This is a genomic window from Streptococcus sp. FSL L8-0526, assembly GCF_038007145.1.
Classification (GTDB): domain Bacteria; phylum Bacillota; class Bacilli; order Lactobacillales; family Streptococcaceae; genus Streptococcus; species Streptococcus thermophilus.
On the sequence record NZ_JBBOWP010000002.1, the window covers coordinates 261,688 to 280,795 of the forward strand.

The 19,108-nt window shown below is 40.2% G+C and carries 20 protein-coding genes, 2 pseudogenes and 1 other annotated feature; of the genes and pseudogenes, 21 read left to right on the forward strand and 1 reads right to left on the reverse strand.

Translation table 11 applies throughout. The features are described from left to right. The first annotated feature begins 59 nt into the window (after positions 1 to 59). The 20 genes from NSQ85_RS08585 (at position 60) to rplL (ending at position 16,118) form a co-directional block, all read left to right on the forward strand. The gene (locus NSQ85_RS08585; RefSeq protein WP_179974316.1) at positions 60 to 467 is read left to right on the forward strand and encodes a hypothetical protein; all 408 of its coding nucleotides are present in this window, start codon (positions 60 to 62) and stop codon (positions 465 to 467) included. Beyond that, positions 464 to 940, forward strand: coding sequence for a hypothetical protein (locus NSQ85_RS08590; protein ID WP_340781692.1), 477 nt, complete (start codon positions 464 to 466; stop codon positions 938 to 940). Before NSQ85_RS08585 ends, NSQ85_RS08590 begins: the two co-directional genes overlap by 4 nt. Further along, positions 937 to 1,308, forward strand: coding sequence for a hypothetical protein (locus NSQ85_RS08595; RefSeq protein WP_232087356.1), 372 nt, complete (start codon positions 937 to 939; stop codon positions 1,306 to 1,308). Before NSQ85_RS08590 ends, NSQ85_RS08595 begins: the two co-directional genes overlap by 4 nt. Before the next feature lie 114 nt (positions 1,309 to 1,422). Next, positions 1,423 to 2,328: a LysR family transcriptional regulator gene (locus tag NSQ85_RS08600; protein WP_084828564.1), complete on the forward strand. Its 906-nt coding sequence runs from the start codon at positions 1,423 to 1,425 to the stop codon at positions 2,326 to 2,328. 8 nt (positions 2,329 to 2,336) lie between these two features. Continuing rightward, a complete protein-coding gene (lspA, locus tag NSQ85_RS08605; RefSeq protein ID WP_002950014.1) occupies positions 2,337 to 2,798 on the forward strand; it encodes a signal peptidase II in 462 nt (153 codons plus the stop codon). Next, positions 2,782 to 3,672, forward strand: a complete 891-nt coding sequence (locus NSQ85_RS08610; RefSeq protein ID WP_084828565.1) for an RluA family pseudouridine synthase — start codon at positions 2,782 to 2,784, stop codon at positions 3,670 to 3,672. Before lspA ends, NSQ85_RS08610 begins: the two co-directional genes overlap by 17 nt. A gap of 223 nt (positions 3,673 to 3,895) precedes the next feature. Further along, positions 3,896 to 4,417 (forward strand): bifunctional pyr operon transcriptional regulator/uracil phosphoribosyltransferase PyrR, encoded by a 522-nt coding sequence (pyrR, locus tag NSQ85_RS08615; protein WP_179972735.1) that lies wholly within the window; start codon positions 3,896 to 3,898, stop codon positions 4,415 to 4,417. Positions 4,418 to 4,758: 341 nt separating this feature from the next. Beyond that, a complete protein-coding gene (locus NSQ85_RS08620; protein WP_179974317.1) occupies positions 4,759 to 6,036 on the forward strand; it encodes a uracil-xanthine permease family protein in 1,278 nt (425 codons plus the stop codon). Between the two features lie 24 nt (positions 6,037 to 6,060). Beyond that, positions 6,061 to 6,987 carry an aspartate carbamoyltransferase catalytic subunit gene (locus tag NSQ85_RS08625; protein WP_179974318.1) on the forward strand — a complete coding sequence of 309 codons (927 nt, stop codon included), beginning with the start codon at positions 6,061 to 6,063 and terminating at the stop codon, positions 6,985 to 6,987. A gap of 266 nt (positions 6,988 to 7,253) precedes the next feature. After that, positions 7,254 to 8,342, forward strand: coding sequence for a carbamoyl phosphate synthase small subunit (locus tag NSQ85_RS08630; protein ID WP_179974319.1), 1,089 nt, complete (start codon positions 7,254 to 7,256; stop codon positions 8,340 to 8,342). Between the two features lie 344 nt (positions 8,343 to 8,686). Further along, positions 8,687 to 11,866 carry a carbamoyl-phosphate synthase large subunit gene (gene carB, locus NSQ85_RS08635; RefSeq protein ID WP_340781693.1) on the forward strand — a complete coding sequence of 1,060 codons (3,180 nt, stop codon included), beginning with the start codon at positions 8,687 to 8,689 and terminating at the stop codon, positions 11,864 to 11,866. A 119-nt stretch (positions 11,867 to 11,985) separates the two neighbouring features. Next, entirely contained in the window at positions 11,986 to 12,744 is a 759-nt protein-coding gene (locus tag NSQ85_RS08640; protein ID WP_179972740.1) for a class I SAM-dependent methyltransferase, read from the forward strand. A 102-nt stretch (positions 12,745 to 12,846) separates the two neighbouring features. Next, on the forward strand, positions 12,847 to 13,029 hold the full coding sequence (locus NSQ85_RS08645) for a hypothetical protein (protein ID WP_179971883.1): 183 nt from the start codon (positions 12,847 to 12,849) through the stop codon (positions 13,027 to 13,029). Between the two features lie 33 nt (positions 13,030 to 13,062). After that, the gene (locus NSQ85_RS08650) at positions 13,063 to 13,308 is read left to right on the forward strand and encodes a hypothetical protein (protein WP_340781694.1); all 246 of its coding nucleotides are present in this window, start codon (positions 13,063 to 13,065) and stop codon (positions 13,306 to 13,308) included. A 293-nt stretch (positions 13,309 to 13,601) separates the two neighbouring features. After that, positions 13,602 to 13,847, forward strand: coding sequence for an efflux RND transporter periplasmic adaptor subunit (locus NSQ85_RS08655; protein ID WP_113870410.1), 246 nt, complete (start codon positions 13,602 to 13,604; stop codon positions 13,845 to 13,847). Between the two features lie 61 nt (positions 13,848 to 13,908). Continuing rightward, positions 13,909 to 14,265: an ABC transporter permease gene (locus tag NSQ85_RS08660; protein WP_232087358.1), complete on the forward strand. Its 357-nt coding sequence runs from the start codon at positions 13,909 to 13,911 to the stop codon at positions 14,263 to 14,265. A gap of 112 nt (positions 14,266 to 14,377) precedes the next feature. Next, on the forward strand, positions 14,378 to 14,608 hold the full coding sequence (locus tag NSQ85_RS08665) for an ABC transporter permease (protein WP_096811899.1): 231 nt from the start codon (positions 14,378 to 14,380) through the stop codon (positions 14,606 to 14,608). 56 nt (positions 14,609 to 14,664) lie between these two features. Next, positions 14,665 to 14,880, forward strand: a complete 216-nt coding sequence (locus NSQ85_RS08670; RefSeq protein ID WP_269473443.1) for an ABC transporter permease — start codon at positions 14,665 to 14,667, stop codon at positions 14,878 to 14,880. Between the two features lie 123 nt (positions 14,881 to 15,003). After that, positions 15,004 to 15,140, forward strand: a sequence feature (ribosomal protein L10 leader region). Positions 15,141 to 15,171: 31 nt separating this feature from the next. Next, positions 15,172 to 15,675: a 50S ribosomal protein L10 gene (gene rplJ / locus NSQ85_RS08675; RefSeq protein WP_179974321.1), complete on the forward strand. Its 504-nt coding sequence runs from the start codon at positions 15,172 to 15,174 to the stop codon at positions 15,673 to 15,675. A gap of 74 nt (positions 15,676 to 15,749) precedes the next feature. Next, complete coding sequence (gene rplL, locus NSQ85_RS08680; RefSeq protein ID WP_011225636.1) at positions 15,750 to 16,118, forward strand: 50S ribosomal protein L7/L12; 369 nt, start codon at positions 15,750 to 15,752, stop codon at positions 16,116 to 16,118. Positions 16,119 to 16,583: 465 nt separating this feature from the next. Here the strand turns inward: rplL and NSQ85_RS08685 are convergent. After that, positions 16,584 to 17,713: pseudogene (locus tag NSQ85_RS08685) on the reverse strand (IS3 family transposase); the annotation flags it as partial. A 72-nt stretch (positions 17,714 to 17,785) separates the two neighbouring features. Here NSQ85_RS08685 and NSQ85_RS08690 point away from each other — a divergent pair. Next, positions 17,786 to 18,807: pseudogene (locus NSQ85_RS08690) on the forward strand (LPXTG cell wall anchor domain-containing protein); the annotation flags it as partial. Positions 18,808 to 19,108: the final 301 nt, after the last annotated feature.

Consider the following 19,108-nt stretch of genomic DNA (forward strand, 5'->3'; position numbering starts at 1 on the left):
TCGGAACTGTACCTAATTCAGTAGATAGCTCAGCGGATAAACCACTCTTCAACCTTATCTTGCCAATCGTTGCAATTGCTCTTGCAGTAATCTTTTCCATCTTGGCATGGTTTGTCAGTCCTACTTGGCTCTTCATCATTTTGACAGTCCTTACAGTTACTGTAGCAGTCGTTTCGCTTGTCTTCAGCCTTAAATCAAGCAAGAAATTGCTCTCGATCATCGCAACAGGTGTTGCTGGTCTTATGATCTTTGTGTCTATTGGTGGTTTGATTTTCCAAATATCTCAAAACTCTAGTGATAGCACAAGCTCAAGCAAGACATCAAAAGTTGCTGATAAAGATGATGATGACAAAAAAATGATGACAGCGATTCAAAATCAGACTCAAAAGGTGATAGCACTGACGCCAACGATTACATTGACAAAAATGCTAAACTTGACTGGAATGAATCTAAATTCAAGAAGTTGAAAGTTGGAAAAGACTCTGCTAAGTCAATTATGAAGACTTACTGTAAAGCATCAGATGCTCAAATGTCAGGTGATGACTTGAACATGACTTATTCTGGCAAAGACTATATCAAAAGTGTCTACCTAACCTTTAAGAAACAGTATGATGGTACCTTTATCTTGTCACATGCTTCAGGAAACTTCCCTACAGATGCTGTACAAACTGATGACTCTTACAAATCTGACTGGACGAAAGAACAGTTTGATGCTCTTAATAAGGGAGATTACAGCAACCCATCAAACGGAACAAAACTCGAAGGTATCCTTAAGGATCACCCTAAAGCTTCAGACGCTGATTACACCATCTCAACAGTTCGTGAAGGTGAGTTCAAGAAAGAATTGACCGTTTTTTATAACGACTTTAAATCTGAAGATGGTAAACTTAAGACTGTTTACTTGTTATTTGACACTACAGAAGATGGTGATACATTTTGACCTTTAAGTCTAAAGATGGTGTTTACATCCTAGCGCATGCTTCCGCAGACTTCGGCTATGATGAGGTTAAGGAAGTTAGTGACTATCAAAGCGACTGGACAAAAGAGGATTTTGATAAGTTAACTGTTGGTACTCAAGCAGATTTGCTTAAGGGAACACGTCTTTCAGATGTTGTCTCAAACCACTCTGAGGCCAGCTTTAGTACGCATGAGCTGACTCAGACTAATGAAGGAGACCTCACGCAAAAAGTATCGCTTAGTTTCTACGATTATAGTCCAGACAGTGGTAAACTTAAGACGGTTCACCTAACTTTTGACTATGATAAACGTGAAAACGAGTACTTCTTAACAGACAAATTAGGCGAATAAGACTACTTTTTAGTAATTCAAGCTCAGGGTTGCCTGGGCTTTTTACTATCAACAAAAGAGGATAAAATCTGGTATAATAAAACTGATTGATTTTTCAAGAAAGAAGTGTCACATATGAACATACAACAACTACGTTATGTCGTAGCCATTGCCAACAGCGGAACCTTTCGTGAGGCGGCCAGCAAGCTCTTTGTGAGTCAGCCTAGTCTATCAGTGGCTATCAAGGATTTGGAGCAGGAGTTAAATTTTAAAATTTTCACCCGTACAACGACGGGGGCAGTCTTGACCAGTCAGGGCATGACCTTTTATGAACGCGCGCTTGAGGTGGTTCGAAGTTTTGATAGTTTTGAAAATCGCTATCTTAATGCTTCTGAAAAGGGCAACCAGTTTTCGATTTCCAGTCAGCACTATGATTTTTTGCCACCTTTGATTACAACTTTTTCGGAACGTTACCCTGATTACAAGGATTTCCGTATCTTTGAGTCTACGACCATTCAAATTTTGGATGAAGTAGCCAAGGGGAATAGTGAGATTGGAATTATCTATCTGAATCGTCAAAATAGTAAGGGCATCCAACAAAATATGGATAAACTTGGGCTTGAGTCTATTGATTTAATTCCATTTAAGACTCATATTTATCTTCGTAAGGGCCATCCACTGGCTCATAAAGAGAGTTTAGTAATGGAGGATTTGGCACACCTACCTACCGTACGTTTTACTCAGGAGAAGGACGAGTACCTGTACTATTCTGAAAACTTTGTGGATACATCAGATTCGTCTCTTATGTTTAACGTGACAGATCGTGCGACTTTGAATGGTATCTTGGAGCGTACGGATGCTTATGCGACGGGTTCTGGTTTCCTTGATGCTCAAAGTGTAAACGGTATTACAGTTATTCCACTTGAGGATAATTTGGATAACAAGATGGTTTATGTTCGCCGTAAAGGAATTAATTTGTCGTCGTGTGCTCTCAAGTTTGTCAATGTTATGTTTGACTACTTTGATACTTATAAACCATAGGAGGACTTATGCGTAAAGTTGCGATTCCTTTGGCTATTCTGGCTTTGATTGGTTTGGATCAGTGGGTCAAGCATTGGGTTGTGGCAAATATTTCCCTCAACCAAGTTATTAAGGCTATTCCTGGCGTTTTCAGCTTGACCTATCTACAGAACCGTGGTGCTGCTTTTTCGATTTTACAGAATCAGAAATATTTCTTTGTAATTTTGACGGTTCTAGTGATTGGTGCGGCTCTGTTCTATCTGGTTAAGAATTACCAGAAGAGTCTTTGGTTGGTTCTATCTTTGATTTTGATTATCTCAGGTGGTATTGGCAACTTTATCGACCGTGTGCATTTGGGTTACGTGGTTGATATGGTTCAGCTTGATTTTATCGATTTTGCAATATTTAACGTGGCAGACTCCTATCTAACGGTGGGTGTGCTGCTCTTGATTTTAATCTTATGGAAAGAGGAAAATGGAAGTCATCATTAAAGAGGCGGGAAACCGTCTGGACAAGTCTTTGGCCGATTTGACAGAATTGTCACGTAGTCAGGCCAATGAAGCGATTAAGGCTGGAACAGTATTAGTCAATGGTAAGTCGGCCAAGGCTAAGTATGTGGTAAAAGAGGGTGATGTCATCACCTATGTATTGCCTGAAGAAGAGGTCTTGGAATACAAGGCTGAAGATATTCCTTTGGATATTATCTACGAGGATGCGGATGTGGCAGTGGTCAACAAACCTCAAGGTATGGTGGTCCATCCATCAGCTGGCCACACATCTGGCACCTTGGTCAATGCTCTTATGTACCATGTCAAGGACCTTTCGTCTATCAATGGCGTGGTTCGTCCTGGGATTGTTCACCGTATCGATAAGGACACGTCTGGTCTCCTTATGATTGCTAAGAATGATAAGGCCCACAATGCTTTGGCAGCTGAGCTTAAGGATAAGAAGTCGCTTCGCAAGTATGTGGCTATCGTGCATGGCAATCTGCCTAACGATAGAGGTGTGATTGAGGCTCCGATTGGGCGTTCGGACAAAGACCGTAAGAAACAGGCAGTAACAGCTAAGGGAAAGCCTGCAGTAACACGCTTCACCGTTCTTGAACGTTTTGGCAACTATACGTTGGTAGAGTTGCAGCTGGAAACAGGTCGTACCCACCAGATTCGTGTGCACATGGCGTATATTGGTCACCCGGTGGCGGGAGATCCTCTTTATGGGCCACGTAAGACTCTCAAGGGCCATGGACAATTTCTACATGCTAAGACCCTTGGTTTCACGCATCCTACGACAGGCGAATTGGTCGAATTTACCGCAGAAGAACCCATTATTTTCAAGGAGACCTTGGAGAAATTGAGGAAATCTTAATAGTCATCCAACGGATGTTCTTTCTTGTGAGAGAGTGTCCGTTTTTTTTTTTTTCTTGTAAAAGAGTCTGAAATTTGCTATAATCTACCTAATTAAATAAGTCCTTTAATTACTGTCCAGAGAGGCAGGCAAGGAGCCATGAGAAGTGCGCAGGTGAACTGTGCCATGTTTTTGTGTATCTCCTTGTTTCAAGGGGATTTTTTGTATTTAGAAAGGTTTTTTTATGAAGAAAAAAGAAATCGTCGATGACGTAACCATGAAACGTGCCATTACACGTATCACTTATGAGATTATTGAGCGAAACAAGAATCTCGACAAGATTGTCTTGGCTGGTATTAAGACACGTGGTGTTTATATTGCTCAGCGTATTCAAGAGCGATTGAAACAATTGGAAAACCTTGATGTACCATTGATTGAGCTTGATACTAAGGCTTACCGTGATGATGTTAAATCTGAACAGGACACATCCCTTATTCCTATCGAAATTGATGGTACGGATGTTATCCTTGTAGATGATGTGCTCTACACAGGTCGTACTATCCGTGCTGCGATTGATAATATCGTTAGTCATGGACGTCCAGCGCGTGTTGGATTGGCTGTCTTGGTTGACCGTGGTCACCGTGAATTGCCAATCCGTGCGGACTATGTTGGTAAAAATATCCCAACAAGTGAGTCAGAAGAAATTGAAGTCTTGGTGACAGAAGTTGATGGTAAGGATAGTGTCAACATTCTTGATCCAAACTAGATTTTAGTCTTTAGATAGGTGAGTTTACGATCCTACAATGATTCTTTCGCTGTGGTGAGAGAGTTGAGATGTTGATTTAAATAAACACGGGACACATTTCTTAGGAAAAAAGATAAGTCTCCTAGCACACTTTGGAGTGCATTGTCGACTTTCTATTTTTCTACAGAAATGTTTGGCTTAGCCAAAACGTCCCTTAGTGTCTTGTTAATTGAACATGCCCTAAGCCTTGTGTAAAAAAGATAAATACTCTTTGGAGCCATCGCTCCGTCATCGTATTTCCTATTTTTGCTTTAGGTTTTAGACGGGCTTTGTATCTTGTTTTTAAGGAGTATTTTGATATCGTGAATAACGTAAAATATGATGTGAATGATATGCCTAAAGTTGGTTTATTGGTGGGTTTGTCATTCCAGCACTTGTTTGCAATGTTTGGTGCGACGGTTCTTGTACCGATTTTGGTTGGAATTGATCCCGCTATTGCTCTTTTCTCATCTGGTTTGGGAACTTTGGCTCACTTGGCGGTGACTAAGTACAAGATTCCAGCTTACATGGGGTCTAGTTTCGCCTATATTGCGGCTATGCAAACGCTTATGAAGACTGACGGTATTGCAGCGGTGGCTCAAGGTGCCATGGCTGGAGGTTTGGTCTACTTGATTGTTGCCTTGCTTGTTAAGTATGTGGGGAATGCTTGGATTGATAGAGTCCTACCGCCAATTGTGGTTGGTCCAATTATCATCGTAATTGGTTTGAGTCTTGCGGCAAATGCAGTCAAGGATGCGACAATGGTTAATGATACCTATAGTATCTTTAGTCTTGTGATTTCTATGGTAACTCTCTTTGCCGTCATCCTCTTTAATATGTATGGTAAGAAAATCATCGGTGTTATCCCAATTTTACTTGGTTTAATCGTGGGTTACGTTTTCTCAGTGGTTCTTGGTTGGTTAACGGGCCATGAGTTTGTCCAATTTTCAAAAGTTGCGGCTGCTCATTGGTTCCAAGTTCCAAGTTTTGACATTCCGTTTGTAAATTATGACTTCAAACTCTATCCAAGTGCGATTTTGACAATGGCTCCGATTGCCTTTGTGACAATGACCGAACACTTTGGGCATGTTATGGTTTTGAATAGTTTAACTGGACGTGATTACTTTAAAGATCCAGGTCTTGATCGTACTCTGACAGGTGATGGTTTAGCACAGATTATCGCTGGTTTCTTTGGAGCTCCGCCAGTAACTTCTTATGGTGAAAATATTGGAGTTATGGCCCTCAGTAAGGTCTACTCAGTTTACGTTATTGCGGGTGCAGCAGTGATTGCGGTCTTGATGAGTTTTATTGGTAAGGTGTCTGCTCTCTTGAGTTCCATACCAACAGCTGTTTTGGGTGGAATTTCAATTGCCCTCTTTGGGGTTATCGCTGCTAGCGGTTTGAAAATTTTAGTTGAACATAAGATTGATTTTGATAATAAAAAGAATCTCTTGATTGCTAGTGTTATCTTGGTATCTGGTATTGGTGGTTTGATGATTGATCTTGGTGGTTTTCAAATCACGGGTGTGGCAAGCTCAACCATTCTTGGAATATTGCTTTACCAAATCTTGCCAGATCCTAATAAAGGTAGCAAGGACTAATCAATCATTAAAAAAGGAAAAACTATGGCGATTGCAGATGGGAAAGTGTCACTAAAACATTTGGTGACTATGGAAACCCTCACGAACGAAGAGGTCTTGGGCATGATTCGTCGAGGTGGAGATTTTAAAAACGGTAGAGCTGATTTTCAGCTGAATCGACAGTATTTCGCTGCCAATCTCTTTTTTGAAAATTCAACACGAACACATAAGTCCTTTGAAGTAGCTGAGAAAAAACTTGGATTGGACGTGATTGAGTTTGATGCTGGGACTAGCTCAGTAAATAAGGGTGAAACCCTTTATGATACGATTTTGACGATGTCTGCTTTGGGTGTTGATATCTGTGTGATTCGCCACTCGGAAGTCGATTACTACAAGCAGTTGATTGACAGTAGGACTATTCAAACTTCTATTGTTAATGGTGGTGACGGTTCTGGGCAACACCCAAGTCAGTGTTTGCTTGATTTGATGACAATTTATGAAGAGTTCGGAACTTTTGGAAATCTAAAGATTTGTATTGCAGGCGATATTACGCATTCGCGTGTAGCTAAGTCAAATATGCGAATTCTCAAGCGTTTGGGAGCACAGCTTTATTTTGCTGGCCCTACAGAGTGGTATTCAAGTGAGTTTGATGTTTATGGTCAGCATGTGGCCATTGACGACATCATTGAGGACTTGAATGTGCTCATGTTGCTTCGTGTTCAGCACGAACGTCATGGGAATGACAAAGGATTTTCAAAAGAAGAGTACCATACTCTCTATGGTTTGACTGAAGAACGTTATGCCAAGTTAGCAGATCAAGCAATCATTATGCACCCAGCTCCGGTTAATCGTGATGTGGAAATTGCTGATAGCTTGGTTGAGGCACCTAAGGCACGTATCGTTACTCAGATGCAAAATGGAGTCTTTGTCCGTATGGCGATTATCGAAGCTATTTTAAATGGCAAAGCGTAAACAACGTTAACAGATTCCTGAGAGACTCAGACGAAAAAGAACACGGGCTAAATCCTCGGAAAATAGATAAATCTTCCTAAAAACTAGAACTTTTAAGTCAGATTTCCTAATTTTCATTAAGATTTTAATGCCCTTTGTATCTTAGTAAAAAGAACACGCCCTAAGGCCTTGTGCAAACGAATTACTTTTTGGTGCAGCTGCATTATTGTTGTTTGCTTTAGACTTGAGACGGGCTTTGTTCTAAGTGAAAGGAACAATATACTATAATGGCAAAACGTTTACTTATTTTAGAAGACGGCACTATTTTTGAAGGTCAGGCCTTTGGTGCTGATGTGGATGTGACGGGTGAAATCGTCTTTAATACTGGTATGACGGGTTATCAAGAATCTATCACTGACCAGTCTTACAACGGTCAAATTTTGACTTTTACTTATCCACTGGTTGGAAACTATGGGGTTAACCGTGATGACTATGAGTCAATCACGCCAACAACTAAGGGAGTGGTTGTTTCAGAGGCTAGCCGTCGTGCCAGCAATTGGCGTAACCAAATGACCTTGGATGAGTTTTTGAAAGCTAAAAACATCCCGGGTGTTTCTGGTATTGATACACGTGCTTTGACTAAGATTATCCGTCAACATGGTACCATGAAGGCGACTTTGGCTAATCCTGGAGACAGCATTGAGCACTTGCAAGATCAATTGCGTGCCACTGTTTTGCCAACCAACAATATTGAGCAGGTATCGACTAAGACAGCCTACCCAGCACCTGGTGTTGGTAAAAATATTGTTTTGGTTGACTTTGGTCTGAAGCACTCAATCTTACGTGAATTCTCAAAACGTGATTGTAATGTGACGGTTGTTCCTCATGAGATCACAGCTGAAGAAATTCTCCATCTCAATCCAGATGGTGTGATGTTATCTAATGGTCCAGGTAACCCTGAAGATGTGCCTCATGCACTTGATATGATTCGTGGCATCCAAGGCAAAATCCCAATTTTTGGTATTTGTATGGGTCACCAGTTGTTTAGTTTGGCGAATGGTGCCAAGGCCTACAAGATGAAGTTTGGTCACCGTGGATTTAACCATGCGGTTCGTGAAATTGCGACTGGTCGTGTTGATTTCACCAGCCAAAACCATGGTTATGCCATTGACCGTGACACACTTCCAGAGTGCCTCATGGTAACGCACGAAGAGATTAACGATAAATCAGTTGAAGGTGTTCGTCACCGTGACTTCCCTGCCTTCTCAGTGCAATTCCACCCAGATGCAGCGCCTGGTCCACACGATGCGAACTATCTCTTTGATGAGTTCTTGGAATTGATTGATGCTTTCCAAGCTGAAAATGCACGTCGTTAATTGCAACTGTCTAGTGACTATAATGGGGTGTGACCCTTGTTTTCCCCAGTCTACTACCTTATTTAATGACAACCAGAGAGTTGTCAAATAGAAAGGAGAATTAAGGACTTGTATTCAGTTAAAGAGATTAATTAAACTGTATTGTTTTCAATTTTAGTGATGCTTGCTTTGATTACAAGGAATTACAGATTCACTATCAAGTTAAGAGCGTCATATTAACAATATTATCTTAAACTGAACACGGACGGAAAGCTCGGAATTTAGAACAATCGTTTTGGATGCTGGCATCCTGCAACGATTGCCTAAAATTCTGGCACTTTCTGGTTGTCCTTTGTATCTTAAATATGCCTAAACGTTCTGATATTAAAAAAATTATGGTTATCGGGTCTGGTCCTATTATCATTGGTCAGGCTGCTGAGTTCGACTACGCTGGTACGCAAGCTTGCTTGGCTTTGAAAGAAGAAGGCTACAGTGTTGTTCTTGTTAACTCTAACCCTGCGACTATCATGACTGATAAGGAAATCGCAGACAAGGTTTACATTGAACCTATTACGCTTGAGTTTGTCACACGTATTCTTCGTAAAGAGCGTCCTGATGCCCTCTTGCCAACACTTGGTGGACAGACTGGTTTGAATATGGCCATGGAATTGTCAAAAGCTGGTATTCTTGATGAGCTTGGAGTAGAGCTTCTGGGAACAAAATTGTCTGCCATTAACCAAGCCGAAGACCGTGACCTTTTCAAACAATTGATGGAAGAGTTGGAACAACCAATTCCAGAATCAGAAATTGTAAATACGGTTGAAGAAGCAGTTGCCTTTGCGACAGAGATTGGCTACCCAGTTATCGTTCGTCCAGCCTTTACCCTTGGTGGTACTGGTGGTGGTATGTGTGCTAACGAAGATGAACTCCGTGAAATCGCTGAAAATGGATTGAAATTGTCACCAGTAACCCAATGTTTGATTGAGCGTTCGATCGCTGGTTTCAAAGAAATCGAGTACGAAGTTATGCGTGATGCTGCTGATAATGCTCTTGTGGTATGTAACATGGAAAACTTTGACCCAGTTGGTATCCACACAGGGGACTCAATCGTATTTGCCCCAACGCAAACCTTATCAGATATTGAAAGCCAAATGCTTCGTGATGCCAGCTTGAAGATTATCCGTGCCCTTAAAATTGAGGGTGGCTGTAACGTCCAGTTGGCGCTTGACCCACATAGCTTCAAGTACTATGTTATCGAAGTAAACCCTCGTGTATCACGTTCATCAGCCCTTGCCTCAAAGGCCACTGGTTATCCAATCGCTAAATTGGCGGCTAAGATTGCTGTTGGTTTGACACTTGATGAAATGATTAACCCAGTCACTGGTACAACTTATGCCATGTTTGAACCAGCCCTTGACTATGTGGTTGCTAAGATTCCACGTTTCCCATTTGATAAATTTGAACACGGTGAACGTCGTCTTGGTACTCAGATGAAAGCGACAGGTGAAGTTATGGCTATTGGTCGTAACATTGAAGAGTCACTTCTTAAAGCATGCCGTTCACTTGAAATCAGAGTTTACCACAATGAAATGTCTGAGCTTGCCGAAGTAACAGACGATGCCTTGGTTGAAAAAGTTGTTAAAGCTCAAGACGACCGCCTCTTCTATATTTCTGAGGCCATTCGTCGTGGTTACACTATTGAAGAATTATCAGAGTTGACTAAGATTGATATCTTCTTCCTTGATAAATTGCTCCACATCTTCGAATTGGAACAAGAATTGGCTACTCACGTAGGCGATGTTGATGTTTTGAAAGAAGCTAAACGTAACGGTTTCTCTGATCGTAAGATTGCTGATCTTTGGAATCAAACAGCTGACCAAGTACGTGCGACACGTTTGGAAAATAACATTGTTCCTGTTTACAAGATGGTTGATACTTGTGCGGCTGAGTTTGAATCATCAACACCATATTTTTACTCAACTTACGAGTGGGAAAATGAGTCAATCAAATCTGATAAAGAATCAATCATCGTTCTTGGTTCAGGTCCTATCCGTATCGGACAAGGGGTTGAGTTCGACTATGCGACAGTTCACTCTGTAAAAGCTATCCAAGCTGCTGGCTACGAAGCCATCATCATGAACTCTAACCCTGAGACAGTTTCAACAGACTTCTCAGTGTCAGACAAACTCTACTTTGAACCATTGACCTTCGAAGACGTGATGAACGTTATTGAATTGGAACAACCTAAGGGTGTGGTGGTTCAGTTTGGTGGACAAACAGCCATCAACTTGGCAGAGCCATTGTCTAAAGCAGGTGTGAAAATCTTGGGTACACAGGTTGCTGACCTTGACCGTGCAGAAGACCGTGACCTCTTCGAACAGGCTCTTAAAGATCTTGACATTCCACAACCACCAGGACAAACAGCGACAAATGAAGAAGAAGCAGTTGAAGCGGCTCGTAAGATTGGTTTCCCAGTTCTTGTTCGTCCATCATACGTTTTGGGTGGACGTGCTATGGAAATCGTTGAAAATGAAGATGATCTTCGTTCTTACATGCGCACAGCCGTTAAGGCTAGTCCAGACCACCCAGTCCTTGTTGATAGCTATATCATCGGACGTGAGTGTGAAGTGGATGCCATCTCTGATGGTAAGGATGTCTTAATTCCAGGTATTATGGAACACATCGAACGTGCAGGAGTTCACTCAGGGGACTCAATGGCGGTTTACCCACCACAAACTCTTTCTAAGAAAATCCAAGAGACTATCGCTGATTACACGAAACGTTTGGCTATCGGTCTTAACTGTATCGGTATAATGAACATCCAGTTCGTTATTAAGGACGAAACGGTCTATGTTATCGAGGTTAACCCACGTGCCAGCCGTACAGTACCATTCTTGTCTAAGGTGACTGATATCCCAATGGCTCAAGTTGCTACAAACTTGATTCTTGGTAAATCATTGGCTGAGCAAGGTTATAAAGATGGTCTTTATCCAGAAAGTAACCATGTCCATGTCAAAGCACCAGTCTTTTCATTCACAAAATTGGCTAAGGTAGATAGTCTCCTTGGACCTGAAATGAAATCAACTGGTGAAGTTATGGGTACAGATGCGACTCTTGAAAAAGCGCTCTATAAAGCCTTTGAAGCATCTTACCTCCACTTGCCAACCTTTGGTAACGTCATCTTTACTATTCACGACGATACCAAAGAAGAAGCCCTTGACTTGGCTCGTCGTTTCGATGCTATCGGTTATGGTATCTACGCAACTGAAGGAACAGCTAAGTTCTTGAATGAACACGGGGTTCACGCAACGCTTGTTAACAAGTTGGGTGAAAACGATGACAATGACATTCCAGCCCTCGTTCGTACAGGTAAAGCACAAGCTATTATCAATACAGTTGGTAACAAACGTACTTATGACGAAGATGGAGCAGCTATCCGTAGTTCAGCTATTGAAGCAGGAATTCCACTCTTCACAGCCCTTGATACAGCAGATGCTATGGTACGTGTGCTTGAAAGCCGCAGCTTTACAACAGAAGCTATCTAAACACAATATTGAGTCTCAGCTTTGCTGGGGCTTTTTTCTTACACGAATATAAGCTAAGAAGTTAAAAATGAAGGCTTAGGCTATAGTTTTGTTTCCTAAGATTCTGCTATACTAGAAACATGATTATTACGACATCTTTACGTGAAAACGAGTCCTTAATTGCACTTGCCCAAGAATTAGCTAGCGAACTAGGAGCTGGCTATCAGCCACGACACAAGTTGTCTTTATCCAAATGTCTGGAACGATTTGGCTCATTTTATCTTCTATATAAGGACAGATTGTCTTTTGTCAATGCAGATGCCAGTGAGTTGACCTTTCATCCAGATACGGCTGTTCTTCGGCTTAAGGCTCCACATGATGCTTTAATTAGTCTTTTGGGGCAATCTCCCAAGTCTATTCTTGACACGACCATGGGGTTGGCTTCAGATAGTCTAGTGATGGCAGCAGTGGGAAATAGAGTGACAGCCCTTGAGAGTCAAGAAGTGATTTTTCAGCTGGTTTCTCGTGGTCTGGCAACTTATCGGACGGATAATAAGCAGATTGAAAAGGCCATGCGGTCTATTAAGGCTGTTAAGAGTGATAGTTTAACCTTTTTAAGATCTCAGGCTGATCATTCTTTTGATATTATCTATGCTGATCCTATGTTTTCAGAGACCATAAAGGAATCAGAAAATCTACATGCTATCAAACCTCTGGCCAATGGCAGTCGCTTAACGCGAGAATGGCTCGATGAGGCTAAACGTGTTGGCCGAGAACGAATTATCATCAAGGCACATTTTCGTGACCCTGTTTTTGAGGAACTTGGTTTTGAACGTCAGGTTCGTCCCAATCAAAAGTTGCACTATGGTGTGATGAAACTCATTGACACGGAACATTAAAAACATCACAATTTCTATATCTATAGAACACAATCAGAATGAGAGACTATGTGAAAGAAAATCAGTCCAAAGTTATTTAAAAATCAAAAAGAGTTTGGATTATTGAAGGTAAAAAAGGAACAACTTGCCTCGTCCGTTCTTCTAATTGGTATGGTGAAGGCAGAATCGGAACAGTACGTTTATTTTGACAATACTATTGGACGAAATGCATCTGTGACAGTCTATGTTGGTGAGGAAATTAGTGTTGCTCAGCAATTGATCCAATATGACAGTACATCAGCCTAAGCAGCCTATGATACCGATAGTCGTGCTTATAATATGGCAGTTCGTGACTGCAATTTTTTCCAACAGTATGGAACAGCTCCTTTGGTTTCAACGCAAACAAATAGTGATTCGTATGAGGATGATTCAACACCTACAGTCAGACCTCAACAGCGTCAGCAAACTGAGGCAAGTAATTACCAAACCTTGCAAGATTATAATGATGCCGTTGCTAATGCAGCATCATATCTAGAAAAGGGCGCAAGATGTCCTCAACCAAACCATCATTGTTTCAGATGTTAATGGAACAGTTGTAGGAGTTGCGGACTCTGTGGACCCTACTTCAAAAGAGAGCTAAACTCTAGTTCGTGTGCAAGTGAAGGCAAATTGAGATTCAAGGGACCTTAACAGAATATGACATTCCAAATATTTCAGTAGTTCAAAAGGTCAAGATTGCTTCCAAAGTATACCCAGATCAAACTTGGACAGGTAAAGTCAGCTACGTTTCCAATTATCCTAAGCAAAATGCCAGTCAGTCAGATGGGACATCTGGCAATTCAGGTCTGACAGGTTCCCAGTATGAATATAAGGTTCGATTGACTAGCTCCATCGGCAAACTTAAGCAAGGTTTTAATGTATATCTTGAAGTGACAAATGATGATGTCTTGTTGGTTCCTGTAACTGCTATGAGCAAGAAAGGCACTGACAACTATGTCTGGCTTTACGATGATGAGACTCAGAAAATCAAGCAAGTTAAGGTCAAACTTGGTAATGCCGATGCCAAGCAACAAAAAATTGCATCAGGGCTGAAAGAAGTTAAAAAAAGTTATTACCAAGGCTGAAAAATTCTTTAAGGATGGCGAGACACTAAAGGCTGAGGAGCTAGATCCTGCTTATGCAGATTTGGCAAAACCTACCAAACTGGTTAAAGAAGTTTGGCTAGAGCAAGTGGCCAAGCAGATGCCAGGTATCGATAGTTATTTTGTGACCAACAACCTAACGTCCTCTATCTCCCTCCAAAAAACTGTGAAGAATGTTAATATCACAGGTGCCAGTCAGGGTTACTTTAAAGCTAAAAAGTTAGGGATGCTGGCAGGACGTTCCTTGCAAGACAATGATTACAAAAACTTTTCGCGTGTCATTGTCATTGATCAGATGGTAGTTAAAAAATTCTTTGAGACCAATGAGGATGCCCTTAATCAAGTAGTTACTGTTGGTAACAATGATTGTCGTGTGATTGGTGTCTATAAGAAACACTGACACAGCGATTGGTTCCTCTGGTGAAATTGGGACAGTTCTTGTGGCCAATATCTAGTTAGCAGCTGAGAATAATACTGATCCTAATGGTCAGATTTGTTTCCATGTGACCGATGTGAAAAATAGTAGCAGTGTCGCTAAGGATGTCGCTAAACGCTTGACCCACTTGTCCCAAGATGACAATGGAGAATATAAGGCAGCAGATATGAGTTCAGCCTTAGATCAGGTCAACACGATTATTGGGATCGTTACCACTGTTGTCGGTGATATTTCTGCGATCTCATTATTAGTTGGTGTGATTAGTGTTATGAATATCATGTTGGTTTCAGTAACTGAGTGGACATGAGAGATTGGTCTTCGTAAGGCTTTAGGCGCCACATGTCGTAAAATCTTGACTCGTTTTTGATTGAATCGATGGTCCTTACCATCCTGGATGGCCTGATTGGTCTAGGTTTTGCAGCCCTAGTCGTTGGACCAATTGGGAATGCCATGGACCTTAAAGCGACGATTTCTCTTGGTGTAGCCATGGGAAGCATAGCCTTCTCAGCAGGCGTAGGAATCCTGCCGGCAAATAAGGCATCAAAACTCGATCCTTTCGAAGCTCTTAGATATGATTAGAAAAGACCTCTTGAATCTTTGGATTTTGAGAGGCTTTATGATGTTCAAAAAAAGATAGAGAAAAAATCCAAAAAAGTTGTATTTTTCTCTTGACGTCTGATTCAGGTAATGGTATTCTATATAAGGTTTGAAAAAAACTGACCTAAGACAGTTGGGGAGCTGGACTCGTAAACATCCAACCGAGGCACAAAACGTAACTATTTTTTTGTGACGTATTGTACTTTCGTGTCTAGGTTTAGGTACGGTTTTTTTGTGCCTAGCCCAAAAATAAAAACGGAGGTAAAACTACTAATGAGTGAAGCTATTATTGCTAAGAAAGCTGAACAAGTTGCTATTGTCGCTGATAAAATGAAAGCAGCAGCATCTATCGTTGTTGTTGACTCTCGTGGACTTACAGTTAACCAAGATACAGTTCTTCGTCGTAATCTTCGTGAATCAGGCGTTGAATTTAAAGTTATCAAAAACTCTATCTTGAGCCGTGCAGCTGAAAAAGCAGGTCTTGAAGACCTTAAAAAACTTTTCGTTGGTCCATCTGCAGTAGCATTCTCGAACGAAGATGTTATCGCACCAGCAAAAGTTATTAGCGAATTTGCTAAAGGCGCTGAAGCTCTTGAAATCAAAGGTGGTGTTGTTGACGGTGCGATCACTTCAGTCGAAGAAATCAACGCTCTTGCATCACTTCCAAACAAAGAAGGTATGCTTTCTATGCTCCTTTCTGTACTTCAAGCGCCAGTGCGCAACGTTGCATACGCTGTCAAAGCTGTTGCAGAAAGCAAAGAAGACGGCGCTGCGTAAGCCCATCTTCACAACTCGTAGCCTAAGCTACGTTTAAAATACTATATTAAAAAACACATTTGGAGGAAATCACAATGGCATTGAATATTGAAAACATTATTGCTGAAATTAAAGAAGCTTCAATCCTTGAATTGAACGACCTTGTAAAAGCTATCGAAGAAGAGTTTGGCGTAACTGCTGCTGCTCCTGTAGCTGCTGCTGCAGATGGTGCTGCTGACGCTGGTGCTGCTAAAGATTCATTCGACGTTGAATTGACATCTGCAGGCGACAAAAAAGTTGGCGTTATCAAAGTTGTACGTGAAATCACAGGCGAAGGTCTTAAAGAAGCTAAAGCTATCGTTGACGGTGCACCATCAGTTATTAAAGAAGGTGTTGCTGCAGCTGAAGCTGAAGAAATCAAAGCTAAACTTGAAGAAGCTGGAGCTTCAGTTACTCTTAAATAAGAGTCACATCATAATTAGATTGCGGAAGCCTAATAAATCAAGGTTTTCAAGTCGCTTAGGGCGATTAAAATAGTGGGGAAATAGTTTCATTCCCCACCAAAACCCCACCAAGATTAAATCTTGGTGGGGTTTGTTTATAACCATCAAGGATTAGATTGCGAAGTAAACCAATTTGCAACAACGAAAAGAGAAAATCAGTGTATTTCTGCCACTTTTTTATATGATAGTTTTGTCATTGTCAATTAAAAGTATCAAAGAGAAGATTCTGAAATAATTATTTTTCTTCATCAAACTGAATTATAAATATTGTCTTGTGTTAAAATAATCATAAATAATGTTTAGATAAAATCCTAACTTTGGTTATAGTTATAGGAGGGTGATAGAGTGGAATTAAGTTATCGTGGTAGTGGTTCTGTCCTGGTCAAGCATTTTTGTAACACCATTGCCTAAATAAAATTGTTTCAATCGTTTTTCTAGAGGTGTTAGGTAGTTATTATAAGAATGAAGTCTAATTTGATTATACCAAACATAGGCAAAGTCGTTTATAGCTTGGTCCAGTTCCTCGATAGTATCATACCGATGTTGATAAACTTCTTCAGCTTTTAATGTATTGTAATAGCGTCCCATTGGAGCACTATCATACGGAGTACCCGCACGACTCATACTTTGAGAAATACCCAATGATGAACAAAATCTCGTAAATTCTAGTGAGGTGAATTGTACACCTCGATCTGAATGAAGTATCAGTTTAGATGGATTACAATGCTGAGCATGAATTGCTTTATTAAGGGTCTGAATAGCCAAAGTAGCTGTAATGTTGTTACCATTCTCACTTTCAACCACACTACGGTAGTATAAATCGATTATCGTACAATTGTAACGAACAGTGCCGTTTGTTAGATATAAATAAGTAAAGTCCGTACACCATACACGATTTGGCTCAGAAGCGACAAAGTTTTGCTTGAGAAGATTGGGAAAGAGTCTGTGGGCGTTGCTTTTTTTATAATTTGGTTTCTTTCTTCGACAAATGCCTTTTAATTTCATTTCTTTGTTCATATATTTATGAACGGTTGTTTTAGAAAGATAAATATCTCGTCTTCCTAGAAAAACTTTCATGAATCTGTGTCCGATGCTTCCACTGCACTCATGGTAGATATCTCGAATAGCATTAAGAATAGCTTTCTTTTGACGATGATAGTTAGTCTTTGTCTTTTTAAGATAATTATAATAAGTATTGGGATGAATATTCATATGCAAGAACAACCAACGCAAACCAAACTCTTCTTTATAGTTATCAATAAAACGATATGCCTCTAATCGATTTCCTTCGCAAAGAATGCCGTTGCTTTTTTTAAGAAATCATTTTCCTTTTCAAGCTCTGCCTTTTCTTGATGTAATTTACGAACTTCCTCCATGAGTTCAAGTTGTGATTTTTCCTTCTCATTAGTTTGGTATTCTTTGCGATAATGTCGTACCTAATTAGAGACTGAGGCTTGGGATACACCATATTCAGCAGCTAAGCTTTTTAATGTTCATCCGTCTTGAATGTGCAGTCGAACAATTTTTTGTCGTGTTTCATCTGGACAGTGTTCCATGTTATGTCTCCTATTCTAATGAATAGTTTAACTTATTAGGTAGGAATGTTACAAATTTACTATACCAGAACATACACACCAATAGTTACACCAGTAAAACCAGAAGGAACACCTGCAGAATCTGAAGGACCTAAAGGACAACCACAAACAGGGACACCAGTCTTCGTCCCAGGAAATCCAAATGTACCAATTGATGAAACTGTTAAACGAACATTTGACGATGGAACAACTGAGAAGAAAGTACCAGGCGAAGGAATATACACAATCGATGAAAACGGTAAAGTAACCTTCACACCAGAACCTGACTTCATAGGTAAAGCAACAGGAGTAACAGTTAAACGTGTGATAAGAACGGAACGCCAGCAACAGCTACTTACACACCAAAGGTTCATCCTAATACTTTATTCGTTGATAAAGATGGTAACTCACTTTCACCAACAGAAGATGGAACTAAACCTACTAAAGATATCCCAGGATACAAGATTGTTAAAACTGAAGTAGACGAAAAAGGAAATACAAGACATATCTGTGAAAAAGTCATAACAACTTATAAAGATAAAGATAGCAATGTAATTCCAGGAACAACTACTGAGGAAGGTACAACTCCTAAGAAAGATATTCCAGGTTACCGCTTTGTAGAAACTGAGACACTTCCAAAAGGAGATACAGAGCATGTTTATGAGAAAGTTTCAACACCAGCTCCAACATCTTCACCTGTTCCTCAACCAACTCCAGGTAAGCAAAATACAACTACTTGGGCTGATGAGAATGGAAATCCATTGAAACCAACTGAACCAGGCTCTAAAGAACCGGGAACAGTTTCAGGTTACGAATATGTGAAGACTATGACTGAACCAAATGGAAATATCAAACATATCTTCAAGAAAGTTGAGATGCCGACTCCAAGACCGATTGAACCAAGTCAACCAGCAACACCAAAATATGTTGAAGGTCAAAAAGAGTTGCCAAATACAGGTACTGAAGAGAATGCTATCCTAGCAGCACTTGGACTTCTTGGAATATTGAGTGGATTTGGTCTTGTAGATCGTAAGAAGAAGGAATATCAATTAAATCTTTCTGATAAACGAATATAACAGAAAACCAATGATATAAAAATCATTGTTTTTTTGAAATTTACAAATGTTTTCTGAAAATGAGTTGGCTAACTTTTTATAAAATGGTAAAAATTATTTTAATATTACAAAAAGAGGATAGATACTTAAAAACAAAAATATAATTACTACTATAAATAATTTTTGAAAAATAAAATTTAGTTATTATAGTCTAAATTTTAAATGGAATTGTTTGCTTATAATACGGAAGTGTGCTATCATTAAACCGATTTCAAAGTATATAGTTTCGGCATAAAAACATTGTTACATTAAATGTTAAAAA

Bases quoted from the DNA above. Each gene is read 5' to 3' on its own strand.
- NSQ85_RS08600 (WP_084828564.1), top strand. From the start codon at position 1,423: ATGAACATACAACAACTACGTTATGTCGTAGCCATTGCCAACAGCGGA.
- lspA (WP_002950014.1), top strand. From the start codon at position 2,337: ATGCGTAAAGTTGCGATTCCTTTGGCTATTCTGGCTTTGATTGGTTTG.
- NSQ85_RS08610 (WP_084828565.1), top strand. From the start codon at position 2,782: ATGGAAGTCATCATTAAAGAGGCGGGAAACCGTCTGGACAAGTCTTTG.
- pyrR (WP_179972735.1), top strand. From the start codon at position 3,896: ATGAAGAAAAAAGAAATCGTCGATGACGTAACCATGAAACGTGCCATT.
- NSQ85_RS08625 (WP_179974318.1), top strand. From the start codon at position 6,061: ATGGCGATTGCAGATGGGAAAGTGTCACTAAAACATTTGGTGACTATG.
- NSQ85_RS08630 (WP_179974319.1), top strand. From the start codon at position 7,254: ATGGCAAAACGTTTACTTATTTTAGAAGACGGCACTATTTTTGAAGGT.
- carB (WP_340781693.1), top strand. From the start codon at position 8,687: ATGCCTAAACGTTCTGATATTAAAAAAATTATGGTTATCGGGTCTGGT.
- NSQ85_RS08640 (WP_179972740.1), top strand. From the start codon at position 11,986: ATGATTATTACGACATCTTTACGTGAAAACGAGTCCTTAATTGCACTT.
- NSQ85_RS08650 (WP_340781694.1), top strand. From the start codon at position 13,063: ATGGCAGTTCGTGACTGCAATTTTTTCCAACAGTATGGAACAGCTCCT.
- rplJ (WP_179974321.1), top strand. From the start codon at position 15,172: ATGAGTGAAGCTATTATTGCTAAGAAAGCTGAACAAGTTGCTATTGTC.
- rplL (WP_011225636.1), top strand. From the start codon at position 15,750: ATGGCATTGAATATTGAAAACATTATTGCTGAAATTAAAGAAGCTTCA.